11 protein-coding genes are annotated in these 12,935 nt (G+C 73.7%); 5 read left to right on the top strand and 6 right to left on the bottom strand.

All coding sequences use genetic code 11. The annotated features are described in order from the left end of the window. Positions 1–32 precede the first annotated feature (32 nt). Positions 33–677 carry an SAM-dependent methyltransferase gene (locus tag OG896_RS01100; RefSeq protein ID WP_329361477.1) on the bottom strand — a complete coding sequence of 215 codons (645 nt, stop codon included), beginning with the start codon at positions 675–677 and terminating at the stop codon, positions 33–35. A 97-nt stretch (positions 678–774) separates the two neighbouring features. Continuing rightward, positions 775–2,178, bottom strand: a complete 1,404-nt coding sequence (sthA, locus tag OG896_RS01095) for a Si-specific NAD(P)(+) transhydrogenase (protein WP_328473296.1) — start codon at positions 2,176–2,178, stop codon at positions 775–777. A gap of 226 nt (positions 2,179–2,404) precedes the next feature. Here sthA and OG896_RS01090 point away from each other — a divergent pair, with 226 nt between their 5' ends. Both OG896_RS01090 and OG896_RS01085 read left to right on the top strand, forming a co-directional pair. Beyond that, positions 2,405–3,601 (top strand): YihY/virulence factor BrkB family protein, encoded by a 1,197-nt coding sequence (locus OG896_RS01090; protein WP_329361475.1) that lies wholly within the window; start codon positions 2,405–2,407, stop codon positions 3,599–3,601. Positions 3,602–3,731: 130 nt separating this feature from the next. Then, on the top strand, positions 3,732–4,715 hold the full coding sequence (locus OG896_RS01085) for a magnesium and cobalt transport protein CorA (protein WP_329361473.1): 984 nt from the start codon (positions 3,732–3,734) through the stop codon (positions 4,713–4,715). Positions 4,716–4,806: 91 nt separating this feature from the next. On the opposite strand, the gene OG896_RS01080 is transcribed toward OG896_RS01085, so the two are convergent. From OG896_RS01080 to OG896_RS01070, 3 genes are all read right to left on the bottom strand, one after another. Beyond that, positions 4,807–7,179, bottom strand: coding sequence for a glycoside hydrolase family 65 protein (locus OG896_RS01080; protein WP_329361471.1), 2,373 nt, complete (start codon positions 7,177–7,179; stop codon positions 4,807–4,809). Further along, on the bottom strand, positions 7,176–7,919 hold the full coding sequence (locus OG896_RS01075) for an HAD family hydrolase (protein WP_329373601.1): 744 nt from the start codon (positions 7,917–7,919) through the stop codon (positions 7,176–7,178). Before OG896_RS01075 ends, OG896_RS01080 begins: the two co-directional genes overlap by 4 nt. Positions 7,920–8,037: 118 nt before the next feature. Next, complete coding sequence (locus OG896_RS01070; RefSeq protein WP_329361469.1) at positions 8,038–8,703, bottom strand: NAD(P)H-binding protein; 666 nt, start codon at positions 8,701–8,703, stop codon at positions 8,038–8,040. 350 nt (positions 8,704–9,053) lie between these two features. Between OG896_RS01070 and OG896_RS01065 the strand changes: the two genes are divergently transcribed. Both OG896_RS01065 and OG896_RS01060 read left to right on the top strand, forming a co-directional pair. Next, the gene (locus OG896_RS01065) at positions 9,054–10,343 is read left to right on the top strand and encodes an alpha/beta hydrolase (protein ID WP_329361467.1); all 1,290 of its coding nucleotides are present in this window, start codon (positions 9,054–9,056) and stop codon (positions 10,341–10,343) included. Positions 10,344–10,457: 114 nt separating this feature from the next. Further along, positions 10,458–10,859 carry a DUF3592 domain-containing protein gene (locus OG896_RS01060; RefSeq protein ID WP_329361465.1) on the top strand — a complete coding sequence of 134 codons (402 nt, stop codon included), beginning with the start codon at positions 10,458–10,460 and terminating at the stop codon, positions 10,857–10,859. 48 nt (positions 10,860–10,907) lie between these two features. Here the strand turns inward: OG896_RS01060 and OG896_RS01055 are convergent, their stop codons facing one another. After that, complete coding sequence (locus tag OG896_RS01055) at positions 10,908–11,975, bottom strand: alpha/beta hydrolase family protein (protein ID WP_329361463.1); 1,068 nt, start codon at positions 11,973–11,975, stop codon at positions 10,908–10,910. Between the two features lie 295 nt (positions 11,976–12,270). Here OG896_RS01055 and OG896_RS01050 point away from each other — a divergent pair, with 295 nt between their 5' ends. Continuing rightward, complete coding sequence (locus OG896_RS01050; RefSeq protein WP_328474862.1) at positions 12,271–12,867, top strand: TetR/AcrR family transcriptional regulator; 597 nt, start codon at positions 12,271–12,273, stop codon at positions 12,865–12,867. Positions 12,868–12,935 lie beyond the last annotated feature (68 nt).

Raw genomic sequence — 12,935 nt, 5'->3', positions numbered from 1 at the left:
CGTCGCGAGCTGTCCCGCACCCGGTTGCCGGGTCACCTGCCGGACAGGACGTCGTAGCCGACGAAGGTGAACATCCGCTCGCCCGTGGGGAGTTCGCGGGGCTCGCCGGTGAAGTGGTGCACGCCGACGCCCTGCCGGATCTCCGGCGCGGAGGTCCAGGTCCGTTCGAAGCCGCGCTGCTCCAGCCAGTCGCAGACGCGGGGGAAGAGGTCGGGCTCCCTGCGGTTGCGGGTCCAGATGACGGAGCCGCCGGGGGCGCAGAGGCCGTCGAGGAAGCCGGTGGTGCGCTCGATGTCGGCGGCGGTGATGTTGCCGAACACGCCGACGAGGAGGACGAGTCGGGCGGGCACGGCGCCGGCGTAGGAGTCGGTGAGGGAGGCGTCGCCGGTGACCACCTCGATGTCGTGCAGGCCGAGTGCGGCGGCGGCCTCCCGTGCGGCGGCGGTGTTGCGCGGGTCGAGTTCGACCAGCCGGGCCGAGACGTCGGCGCGGCGCGGGTGGTCCGCGAGGGCGCCGAGGAGGTCCAGGCCCTGCCCGGCGCACACGCTCACCACCCGGAACGGGCCCGGCGGAGCGGCGTCCAAGGCGGCCCTGATCCGCTCGGTGACGGTGCGCAGCCGCGCGGTCAGGGCGGAGTCGGGGGATGTGTAGGCGTCGTGCCAGGCGTGCCAGTCCATGCCCGCACCCTATGAAGCGGCCTGGCGCGGCCGCACCCGGTTATCCCGGGCGCAGCCGCCTTGCAAACGGCCGGCGGGCGGTGGGGCGGTCGGCGGCTCAGTCGCCCAGCCGGTCGATCTGCCGGATCTTGTTGGTGACGTCGAGCGCCGCGACCTTGTAACTCTCAGCAAGTGTCGGGTAGTTGAAGACAGCGTCCACCAGGTAGTCGACGGTGCCGCCGCAGCCCATCACCGCGCTGCCGATGTGGATGAGTTCGGTGGCGCCGGTGCCGAAGCAATGCACGCCCAGGAGCTTGCGGTCGGTGGGGGAGACCAGCAGCTTCAGCATGCCGTGCGCGTCGCCGATGATCTGGCCCCGGGCCAGCTCGCGGTAGCGGGACACCCCGACCTCGAACGGGACCGCCGCGTCGGTGAGTTGGTCCTCGGTACGGCCGATGAAGCTGATCTCGGGAATGGTGTAGATGCCGATCGGCTGGAGGTCGGGCATGCCGTGCACCGGCTCGTCGAAGGCGTGGTACGCGGCGGTGCGGCCCTGTTCCATCGAGGTCGCGGCGAGCGCCGGGAAGCCGATCACGTCGCCGACGGCGTAGATGTGCGGCACCGCGGTGCGGTAGTGCTCGTCCACCGAGATCCGGCCGCGCTTGTCCGCGCTCAACCCGGCCCGCTCCAGGCCGAGTCCGTCGGTCAGGCCCTGCCGGCCCGCGGAGTACATCACCGCGTCCGCGGCGATCTTCTTGCCGCTGGCGAGCACCGTGAGCGTGCCGTGCTCGTGCCGCTCCACGGCCGCGACGGTCTCGCCGAAACGGAAGGTCACCGCGAGGTCCCGCAGGTGGTACTTGAGCGCCTCGACCACCTCGGCGTCGCAGAAGTCCAGCATGCCGTCGCGCTGTTCGACCACCGTGACCTTGCTGCCGAGGGCGGCGAACATCGAGGCGTACTCCATGCCGATCACCCCGGCGCCCACGATCACCATCGAGCGCGGCACCCGCTCCATGCTCAGCACGCTGTCGGAGTCCAGCACGGTGCGGTCGTCGAACTCCACGCTCGCCGGGCGGGCCGGGCGGGTGCCGGTGGCGACCACCACGAAGTCCGCGGTCACCGCCCGCTCGCGGCCGGCGGCGTCGGTGACGGCGACGGTGTGCTCGTCGAGGAAGCGGCCGGTGCCGGGCAGCAGCGGCACCTGGTTGCGGCTGAGCTGGCTGCGGATCACGTCGACCTCGCGGCCGACCACGTGCTCGGTCCTGGAGGTCAGGTCGCCGATGGTGATGTCGTCCTTGAGCCGGTAGCTCTGCCCGTACATGTCCCGCTGGTTGAGGCCGGTGAGGTAGAGCACCGCCTCGCGGAGCGTCTTGGACGGGATGGTGCCGGTGTGCAGGGACACCCCGCCCAGCGTCTGCGGGCGGTCCACGATCGCCGCCCGTCTGCCGAGTTTGGCCGCGGCGATCGCCGCCTTCTGCCCGCCGGGACCGGAACCTATGACCAGTATGTCGTAGTCGCGCACCCGCAGAGTCTGTCATCGCCGCCACGGCACCGGAAGGCGTGGGAGACGGCGGTTCGGTGACGTTCCGACGCGCGCGGCCCGCGGGTGCGGCCCACCGGAGACGCGCACGGGCGCCCCTCACCGGCAAGGTCCGCCCGCGGGGCCCGCAGCCGCCCGCCGCCGCCCGCCATGAAAGCGCCGCCGCCGGGCACACGACCGGCACACGGAGCGTGGCGGAAGGAGCACTGTGGCGAGAAGCAGGGGCACGGCGGGCCGGGCCGGGCCGACCGAGCGGGCGGCCGAGCCGGAGACCGGGCGACCCGGGCGGGGCACGCGCGCCAAGCGGCCCAAGCCGTCCAAGCGGTCCAAGCGGTCCGCGCCGGCGGCACCCCGCGCCGGCCTGCGCCGCACCCGCGCCGTGTGGAGGTTCGGCCGCACCCTGGTCCGGGCGCTGGCCGCCTCATGGGACAAGGACGTCACCGAGCGCGCCGCGGCTCTGACCTACTACGCGGTACTCGCGCTCTTCCCCGCGCTGCTGATGACGGTGTCGCTGCTGGGCATGGCCGGCGGGCCCTCGGAGAGCAGCCTGGCCGCGGGCGTCACCACGCTGCTGCCCGCCGAGTCGCGGCCCGTGGTGGCGTCGGCGCTCCAGGACATGGCGCACGACCACCGCGCGACCCTGTCGCTGGCGATAGGAGGCGGCCTGGGCGCCATGTGGTCGGCGTCCAGCTACGCGGCGGTCTTCCGGCGCGCCCTGCACACCATGTACGGCTCCGACGAGCGGCGGCCGGCCTGGCGCACCGGCCCCCGGGTCGTGCTGACCTCCCTGACGCTGCTGGTGCTGCTGGTGGCGAGCGCGGTCTGCCTGGTGGTCACCGGCGCGATCGCGCACCGTACCGGCTCGGTGCTGCACATGAGCGGGCCCGCGCAGGCGGCGTGGCGCGGCATGCGCTGGCCGCTGCTGCTGGCGGTGGCCGCCGCGCTGGTCCTGGTGCTCTTCCGCACCGGCCCGCGCGGCACCCGGTCGCTGCGCGCGATGGCGCCCGGCGGCGCACTCGCGGTGGGACTGTGGCTGTCCGGCTCGGCCGGATTCGCCGCCTACACCGCGCACATGGGGACGTACAACCGCCTCTACGGGCCGCTGGCCGGCACGGTGATCTTCCTGGTCTGGCTGTGGTTCTCCAACCTGGCGCTGATGATCGGCGCCCACTTCAACGTCGAGCACGCGCGGGCCAGGGCGGCCCGGGCCGCCGCCGCGAAGACGTCCGCAGGCGGCGGTACGGACGGCACGGACGGTACGGGCACCGCGGACGGTACGGACGGCGAGGCCGCGGCGGACACCGGCCCAGGCTCGCGCGACGGGAGCGGCGCGGTCGCCCTTCCCGGGACGGTGGCCCGCCCGCACCCGCCCGGCGGCACCGCCGTCGCGGCCACCGACCGGTGAGCGTCCACGGCGACGGGCCCGGGCCGACCGCCCCCACGGCAGCGCGGCGCCCCACCCCCACGGCGGTCCGGCACTCGCCGACCGGCCCGTGGGTGATAGATCCGCGGGCCGCCGAGGAAGGAATGTGCACGTGATCGTCGACTGCGCCATCTACCAGGACGGCCGCCGCACCCACACCCCGGACGACCTGTCCGACGCGCTGGACCAGGCCCGCGCGCAGGGCGACTCCTTCGTGTGGGTCGGCGTGCACGACCCGACCGAGGCCGAGTTCGCCGGCATCGCCGCGGAGTTCGGGCTGCACCCGCTGGCGGTCGAGGACGTGCTCAAGGCCCATCAGCGGCCCAAGCTGGAGATCTATCCCGACGCGCTGTTCGCCGTGGTGCGGCCGCTGCGGTACCACGACGACAGCGGCACGGTCAGCGCCAGCGAGCTGATGGTCTTCATCGGCGACGCGTTCGTGGTGACCATCCGGCACGGCGAGGCCGCCACGGCCGCCGAGGTGCGCGCCGGGCTGGAGGACAGGCCGTCGGTGCTCAAGCACGGCCCGATCGCGGTGCTCTACGCGATCTGCGACAGCGTCGTGGACGACTACCTCGAGGTCGCCGTGGAGCTCCAGGTGGACCTGGAGGAGCTGGAGGAGAAGGTGTTCGCGCCGATCGGCGGCGACTCGGCGCGCATCGCCGCGACGATCTACGAGTTCAAGCGGCAGGTGATGGAGTTCCGGCGGGCCAGCGGCCCGCTCGCCGAGCCGATGGCGCGGATGGCCGCCGGCGGGATGCCGTACACCCCCCGGCGCACCCAGCCGTTCTTCCGCGACGTCGCCGACCACCTCACCCGGGTCGCCGACGCCGGGGAGTCCCTGGACCGGCTGCTGTCCGACATCCTCGCCGCGCACCTCACCCAGGTCGGCGTCCGGCAGAACGACGACATGCGCAAGATCTCCGCCTGGGCGGCCATGGCCGCGGTGCCCACGATGATCGCCGGGATCTACGGGATGAACTTCCACCACATGCCGGAACTGCGCCAGGTCTGGGGCTATCCGGCGGTGCTCGCGCTGATGGTCACGGTCGTCCTGGTGCTCTACCGGCTCTTCAAGCGGCGCGGCTGGCTGTGACAGCGGGGGGACCGGGTATGCCCGGCCCCCACCCTTGCCCGCCGAGGCCGCCACCTCAGCGGTCAGCGGCCCCGGTACCTGCTGGCGGCCCCTACTTCTGCGGCCCCGGCGCCTGCTTGCGGCGCCTCGGCGCGCGCCCCGGCGGCTGCCTCGGCGGCTCGCGGTGGGTGATCCCCGGCAGGTCCTGCACCACCGGCCGCTCGGTGGTGAGCGTGAACGGCTTCTCGTAGTGCAGGATCTCGATCGGCGCGCCGTCGGCGAGGCAGTACGTCGCCGAGGTCCGCTTCACCTCCACCCGCAGCCGCCGGCCGCGGAAGTCCAGCCGGAAGGCGATCCTGCTGAGCGCGTCCGGCAGCCGCGGCGCGAACCGGATCGAGTCCCCGTTGAAGAGCCGCATCCCGCCGAACCCGGCCACCAGCGCCGTCCAGGTGCCCGCCAGCGCCGCGATGTGCAGGCCGTCGCGGGCGTTGTTCTCCAGGTCCTCCAGGTCCATCATCGCCGACTCGCCCAGGTAGTCGTAGGCGAGCTGGAGGTGCCCGACCTCCGCCGCGATCACCGACTGGCAGTACGCCGACAGCGACGAGTCCCGCACCGTCAGCGGCTCGTAGTAGGCGAAGCCGCGCGCCTTCTCCTCGGCGGTGAAGGCGTCCCCGCGCAGGTACATCGCCAGCACCAGGTCGGCCTGCTTGACCACCTGCTTGCGGTACAGGTCGAAGTACGGGTAGTGCAGCAGCAGCGGGTAGCGATCGGGGTCGGCGCTCTCGAAGTCCCAGCGCTGGTGCCGGGTGAAGCCGGCGGACTGCTCGTGCACCCGCAGGTCCTCGTCGAAGGGCACCGTCATCGTCGAGGCCGCGTCCCGCCAGGCGGCGGTCTCCTCGTCGGTGATCTCCAGCGCGGCGGCGTGCCGCGGATGGCGCTCGGCGGCGTCGGCGGCGGCCACCAGGTTCGCCTGCGCCATCAGGTTGGTGTACACGTTGTCGTCGCAGACCGCGCTGTACTCGTCGGGCCCGGTCACGCCGTCGATGTGGAAGGCGCCCGAGTGGTCGTGGTGGCCGAGCGACCGCCACAGCCGGGCGGTCTCCGTGAGGATTTCCAGCCCGGTCTCGGCCTCGAACTCGTCGTCGCCGGTGGTGGCGACGTAGCGCACCACCGCGTCGGCGATGTCCGCGTTCACATGGAAGGCGGCGGTGCCGGCCGGCCAGTAGCTGGACGCCTCGTCGCCGTTGATGGTGCGCCAGGGGAACGTGGCGCCGGCCAGGCCGAGTTGGGCGGCCCGCTCGCGCGCGGCGGGCAGCGTGTTGTGCCGCCACCGCAGCACCTCGGAGGCGGCCTGCGGCGCGGTGAACGTCAGCAGCGGCAGCACGAACGTCTCCGCGTCCCAGAACGTGTGCCCGTCGTAGCCGGAGCCGGTCAGGCCCTTGGCGGGGATCGCCCGCTGCTCGGCGCGGGCGGCGGTCTGCAGCACGTGGAACAGCGCGAAGCGGACCGCCTGCTGGATCTCGGTGTCGCCGTCGACCTCGACGTCGGCCCGCTCCCAGAAGTCGTCCAGGTACTCGCGCTGCTGGTCCAGCAGGCCCTGCCAGCCGGTGTCGCGCGCGCCCACCAGCGCCGCGTCGGCCTGGTCGCGCAGCGCGGGCAGCGAACGCGTCGCCGACCAGCCGTAGGCGACGAACTTCTCCAGCCGCAGCCGCTCGCCCTTCTCCAGCACGGCGGTGACGGTCAGCCGGCTGATGTCGTCCCCGGACTCCGAGGAGATCTGGGTGGTGGCCCGCGGCCCGTCCACCCGGTGGTCGGCGGCCGCCGCGACCCGCAGCTCGCTGCGGGTGGTGGAGTGGATCAGCCCCAGCCGGGTGCCGCCGGCGAAGTGCTCCTCGGAGACCAGCGGCGACTCCAGCGCCGCCGCCACCCGCGGGTCGCCGGTGGCCCGCGGGATCTCCTCGTTGGCCGCCAGCTCCGACTGCACCACCACCCGCACCTGCTCGTCCAGCGGCTCCACCTCGTAGGAGATCGCCGCCACCGCGCGCTGCCGGAAGGAGATCATCCGCACCGAGCGCACCCGCACCGCGCGCCCGGCGGGCGACACCCACACGCACTCGCGGCGCAGCACCCCGGCCCGCATGTCCAGCTCGCGCACGTGCGCGCGGGTGGTGCCGTACCGCAGGTCGAACGGCTCGTCGTCCACCAGCAGCCGGATCAGCTTGCCGTTGGTGACGTTGATGACGGTCTGGCCGGACTCCGGGTAGCCGAAGCCGGCCTCCGCGTACGGCAGCGGGTGCAGCTCGTGCAGGCCGTTGAGGTACGACCCCGGCAGGCCGTTCGGCTCGCCCTCGTCGAGGTTGCCGCGCCAGCCGATGTGGCCGTTGGACAGGGCGAAGACCGACTCGCTCTGCGGCAGCAGTTCCAGGTTCAGTTCGCACTCGCGCAGCGACCACGGCGCGACCTCGTAGGCGGGATCGGTGATCACGCACTCCTCCCGATCAGGTCGGCCAGATCCTTCACCACGGTGTCGGCGCCGTGCTTGCGCAGCTCGTCGGCCTGTCCGACCCGGTCCACGCCGACCACGTACCCGAAGCGGCCCTCCCGCCCGGCGTCCATCCCGACCAGCGCGTCCTCGAAGACCGCCGCCTGACCCGGGTCGAAGCCGAGCTGCTTGGCCGCGGCCAGGTAGGTGTCGGGCTTCGGCTTGCCGCGCAGCCCCTGGTCCTTGGCGGTCACGCCGTCCACCCGCACGTCCATCAGGTGCTCGATGCCCGCGGAGACCAGCACGTCGCGGGTGTTCGCGCTGGAGGACACCACCGCGGTGCGCAGCCCCGCCGCGCGTACCGCCGTCACATAGCGCACCGAACCCTCGTACGCGGTCACGCCGTCGGTGCGGATCTTCTCCAGCACCAGGTCGTTCTTGCGGTTGCCGAGGCCGTGCACGGTGAGCGCCGACGGCGGGTCGTCGTCGTCGCCCTCGGGCAGCTCGATGTCGCGCGAGGCGAGGAAGGTCCGCACCCCGTCCGCGCGGGGCCGGCCGTCGACGTAGGTGTCGTAGTCCGTGGTGCTGTCGAACGGCCGGAAACCGTCGCCGTCCCGGTCGTGCAGGAAGGCGTCGAACATCTCCTTCCAGGCCGCGGCATGCACCAGCGCCGTCGGCGTCAGCACACCGTCGAGGTCGAAGAGGCAGGCACGTACTCTGCTCGGAAGGCCGATCTGCGTCATGCGCACCATGTGCCCCCATCCGGCGGTCGGCATGCCCGCTCCGGGCGAAGTCCCCCCGGCTCGCCGAACGGCCCGCGGCCCTGGGCCCGGGCGCGCCGAAACCGCCCGGAGCGGCAGGTCAGCCGCCGAGCCGGTTGATCTCCGGGCTGTGCAGTACGTGCGGCCCCTGCCCGTCGAGCCGCGCCACCGCCAGCATCGCCCGGCCGAGCGCCTGCGTGGTCGTCACGTGCTTCGGCGCCACCCGGCGCAGCACCGGGTACAGCCACGACGTCGCCTTGTACATCACCCGGTACCAGCCGGTGCGGGACCGCTCGCCGTGCAGCGGCTGAATCCAGCCGGGCCGGAACATGTACGCCCGCATGTCCATCGCCAGCAGCGCGTTCTCGGTGCGCCCCTTGACCAGCGCCCAGCCCGAGCGGCCTTGCTCGGTGCTGTCGGTGCCCTCGCCGGAGACGTAGGTGAAGGTCAGCTCCGGGCGGCCGGCCGCGACCGTACGGGCGGCGGCGAGCGTGCAGTCGTAGGTGATCCGGGTGTAGTCCTGCTGGCTGTGCCCGGCCGCCGACACGCCCAGGCAGTAGAAGCAGGCGTCCGCGCCCGACAGTTCCCCGGCGACCGCCGAGAAGTCGGTGAAGTCGTCGTGGAAGACCTGCCGCAGCTTCGGGTCGGCGCGCTTCAGCGGGCTGCGGGCCACCGCGACCACCTCCGTCACGTCCGGGTCGAGCAGGCACTCCCGCAGGACGCCCTGCCCGACCATCCCCGAGGCACCGAAGAGGATCACCTTCATCGCCGGCCGTCGCCGCCTTCCGTCCGTCCCGCACCCGCCGTCGGCGGCCGCGCGGATCGCGCGGCGCCACCGGACAGTGTGCCGCACTCCGCGACGCGCCGATCTTGCCGCTCCGTCAGGCGCCCTCCGTGGTCCGCCTTCGGGTTAACCCCCGGGCGAGGTACCGGCCTGCCGGATGGGGCGGCGGCGATCACCGCGCGAAGCTGGGGGAGGAGCCGCGCCGCGGGCAGGACCCGCGCCGACCCGTAGGACCCGAACCGATCTGTACGTGCCCGCACGCATCTGTACGACCCGCACCGATCTGTACGACCCGCACGCGCACAACAGCCGTACGACATCAGGGAGTCACCGTGCCCACTCGCCGCGCCACCGTTCTGTCGGCCGCCGCCGTCCTGCTCGCCGTCCCCGCGCGGGCGGTGGCGGCGCCGGGGCCCCGAACCGAGCCGCGCACCGCGGGTGCGGGCGGATCGGCCGACGAGAGCGCGACCGACGGCCGGCTGCGGCTGAAGCTGCCCGCGCCGAGCGGTCCCCACCCGGTCGGCACCCTGGCGCTGCGGCTGGTCGACACCTCGCGCCCGGACCCGTGGACCGGCGGCCCGCACCGCGAGCTGATGGTGAGCGTCCGTTACCCGGCGCGCGCGATCCGCGGGTTCGCCGCCGCCCCGCAGATGCTGCCCGGGGAGGCGGCCGGCTGGACCGAGCTGAACAGCCTCGCCGACATCCCCGCGGACCGGGTGGACTGGGCCGCCACCCGCACCCACGCGCACCAGGGCGCGCCGGCCGGGGCAGGGCCGTACCCGGTCGTGCTCTACTCGCCGGGCGCCGGCGACCCCCGCTCGCTGGGCAGCGTGCTGTGCGACGACCTCGCCTCGCGCGGCCACGTCGTCGTCATGGTCGACCACACCTACGACGCCTCCGCCGTCGAGTTCCCCGGCGGCCGGGTCGAACGCACGCTGCTGCCCGCGGAGTTTGCCAAGGCCGTACCCGACCCCGAACACCCCGACCCGGTGAAGATCGCGGCGCTGCTGGAGAAGGTCGTCATGGTGCGCGTCTCGGACGTCCGCTTCGTCCTCGACGCGCTGCCCGGCGCGCTGCCGGCGCCGCTGCGCGCGGTGGCGGACTTCGCCCGGGTCGGGGCCTTCGGCCAGTCCGCGGGCGGCTTCACCGCGCTCCAGGCCATGCACGACGACCGGCGTATCCACGCGGCCGCCGACTTCGACGGCGTCACCTCCTACGTCCAGGACGACGACCAGGACGGCTTCCCCTCCACCCTCACCACCGACGGGCTGGACCGGCCCTTCCTGCTGGTCGGCAAGGACGGCAACACCCCGGGCACGGTGCCCTGCTGGGGCGAGCTGGTCCGGCACAGCCACGGCTGGCACCGCGCGCTGACGCTGCACGGCGCCGCGCACGGCACGTACACCGACGCGGTCGTCCTGGTGCCGCAGATCACCCGCCGGCTCGACCTGCCACGCGCCACCCTCACCGAGAACGTCGGCACGATCGCCACCCGGCGCGCCGTCACCGCCGACCGGACGCTGCTCGCCGCGTTCTTCGGCCGCTTCCTGAGCGACCGTGCTGACCACGGCCTGCTCGACGGCCCCTCGCCGCGCCTGCCCGAGGTCCGCTTCGCCTCCTGACCGCGGGCCGAACGGACCGAACGGGCCTGAACGGGCCGGCCCGCCGCGCGGGTTGGTGTGCGCGGCGGGCCGGAACCCTGGCGTCCGCCGACCGGTTCCCGCCAGGATGGCGTCATGTTCTTCACGGTTCTCGCCACGGCGGGCCTCGTCGTCGGAATCGGCGCCGCCGTCAAGGCGGTCAAAGACGAGGCGGCCTTCCTCCGGGTCCGCCGCCGGGGCGTGGAAATCCAGGCCGACGTCGTGGACAACGACGCGAGCCCCGTCGGCAACCGGAACACGTACTTCCTCACCCCGGTCGTCCGCTACCGCCTCAACGGCCGCTCCTACACGGCCGCGTTGTGCAACCCCAACGGCACACCCGGCGGTGTCGGCGCGGGCATGACCATCCTGGTCCACCCCGACCATCCGTACGCGCCCTACGACCGCTACGGCGGGATGGGCACCCAGTCCCGCAACCTGCTGCTGCTCTTCGCCCTCACGGTCGCGGACTTCGCGATGATGCTCGCCCTCCGCTGAAGCCCGGGCGGGGCGGGTCCTTGGAGTGGAGGCAAGAGGCCGGGGCCTTCAGGGACGAGAGGGCGACTTGGACTCGATGCGGCCCAACGGGCTCGCGCCGTCGGCCAGTTCCTCGCGGACCGCGGTCCAGCCGGAGTCGTCGAGGCCGAGGGTGTGGCGGAGGTAGGCGGTGGTGGCGCGCTGGATCAGGGCGAGCCGACCGGGGTGCTCGTCCGTGGTCTCCCTGGCCTCGTAGCCGGGGATGCCGCCGAGCGAGTGCTCCGCGCCGAACAGGGTGAGCAGGCTCTTGTCGCCCGGGCTCAGGACGTACGGGTCGGCGAGCCAGTCCGGTCCGCGGACGGTCATCGGGGAGTCGTCCCGGTCCCCGGCGACGACGAGAGCCGGGGCCGCCATGTGCGTGAAGTCCGCGTTCATGAAGGGGTAGTTCTCGGCGGCGAACGCCGACAGGTCGGCGCCGCCCCGTCCGGCCGTGGCGAGCAGCACGCCCGCCCGCACCCGCGGGTCCGACAGGTCCTCGCCGGTGCCGCTGTCCGGATCGAGGACGCGCAGCCCCAGCAGGTTCCCCGCGGTCTGGCCGCCGAAGGAGTGCCCGGCTGCGGCGACACGGGTCCGGTCGACCCGCCCGCCGAGCCCGGGAACGGCGGCTTCCAGCAGGTCGAGCCGGTCGAGGACGCGCCTCACGTCGGCCACCCGGTGCCGCCATATCCGCGGGGTACGGGGATCGTCGGCGGGAAGGCCCACGGTCCGCGAGTCGAGGTGGGTGGGTTGCACCACCACGAAGCCGTGCGCGGCCCAGTAGTCGGTCAGCGGGCCGTAGCCGTCCGCCGACGAGCCGAAACCGTGCGAGAAGACGATGACCGGCAGGTCCCGCCCGGACACCGGCGCGGTCACCCGCACCCGCAGGTCCTCGCCGCGGTCCGGCGCGTCCAGCGCGATCGGCTTCACCGAGACGATCCGCGGGGTGCGCGCGCCGCCGACTGCCCCGATGGGCGTCGGGTGGGTGAGGTCGCTGCGTGTCGGGTCAGCGTGCGGCGGGTCAGCGTGCGTCGGGTCGGATTTCGTCCGGTCGGTCTTCGTCCGGTCGGGATGTGTCGGGTCGGGATCGGAGCGCGTCATGGCGGGGTTCCTCTCGGAATGCGGTGGACGCCGGCGGGGTCCGCTGGAGGCGGGGTGCCTCGGGCCGGCAGGTCGGCGGGGTCGGGTCGTACGGGCGAGCGGCGGCCGCGCGGTGTCGGGGCGCGCGGGTGCCGCCAGGTCCGGCGCGTACGCCGTACGTGGGGTCGGTGGCGCGCCCGGGTTGGTCGCCGGTGCCCGGATCTGCCATCATGAATAAACGGGACGCCGTCCCGATTGACGATACGGGACGCCGTCCCGGTTAGCAAACCCCGTAAGCGGAGAGAGGGTGAGCGCGATGGGCGAGGGCGACCAGGGCGAGGGCGCGGGGCGCGCGGCGGCCCGGCCCAAGCGGGCGGACGCGCGGCGCAACGAGGAGAACCTGCTCGACGCGGCCGCCGCGGTCTTCGTCACCTCGGGCGTCGAGGCGCCGCTGCGCGACATCGCGGCGAAGGCCGGCGTCGGCACGGCCACGATCTACCGCCACTTCCCGACCCGGGCGGACCTCATCGTCGCCGTGTACCGGCACCAGGTCGAGGCCCTCGCGGACGCGGGCCCGGCCCTGCTGGAGTCCGCCGCGACCCCGCACGCCGCGCTGGGCCGATGGATCGACCTCTTCGTCGACTTCCTGGTCACCAAGCTCGGACTCGCCGCCGTGCTCCAGTCCGACGACCCCTGCTTCGACCCGCTGCACGCCTACTTCCTCGACCGGCTCCTGCCGGTGTGCACCGAGATGCTCGACGCCGCGGCCGCCGCCGGCGAGATCCGCCCCGACGTGGACTCCTACGAGCTGCTGCGCGGCGTCGCGAGCCTGTGCGTGGGGGCCGGCGGTCCCCGCTACGACACCCGCCGGCTGGTCGAGTTCCTCATCGCGGGGCTGCGCCGGCCGAGCTGAACGCCGGGAGGGCGCGGCGCGGTTGGCGCGGTGCGGGGGCGTTCGCGGTTCCGGCGGTGCGCCGTCCG

The organism is Streptomyces sp. NBC_00669 (genome assembly GCF_036226785.1).
In the GTDB taxonomy this organism is placed as follows: Bacteria; Actinomycetota; Actinomycetes; order Streptomycetales; family Streptomycetaceae; genus Actinacidiphila.
This window is presented reverse-complemented; position numbering and strand designations above follow the sequence as displayed.

What these genes read in the sequence shown, in the direction of transcription:
- OG896_RS01100 (WP_329361477.1), bottom strand. Translation starts at nt 677, where the DNA reads ATGGACTGGCACGCCTGGCACGACGCCTACACATCCCCCGACTCCGCC.
- OG896_RS01075 (WP_329373601.1), bottom strand. Translation starts at nt 7,919, where the DNA reads ATGACGCAGATCGGCCTTCCGAGCAGAGTACGTGCCTGCCTCTTCGAC.
- OG896_RS01070 (WP_329361469.1), bottom strand. Translation starts at nt 8,703, where the DNA reads ATGAAGGTGATCCTCTTCGGTGCCTCGGGGATGGTCGGGCAGGGCGTC.
- OG896_RS01060 (WP_329361465.1), top strand. Translation starts at nt 10,458, where the DNA reads ATGTTCTTCACGGTTCTCGCCACGGCGGGCCTCGTCGTCGGAATCGGC.
- OG896_RS01055 (WP_329361463.1), bottom strand. Translation starts at nt 11,975, where the DNA reads ATGACGCGCTCCGATCCCGACCCGACACATCCCGACCGGACGAAGACC.
- OG896_RS01050 (WP_328474862.1), top strand. Translation starts at nt 12,271, where the DNA reads ATGGGCGAGGGCGACCAGGGCGAGGGCGCGGGGCGCGCGGCGGCCCGG.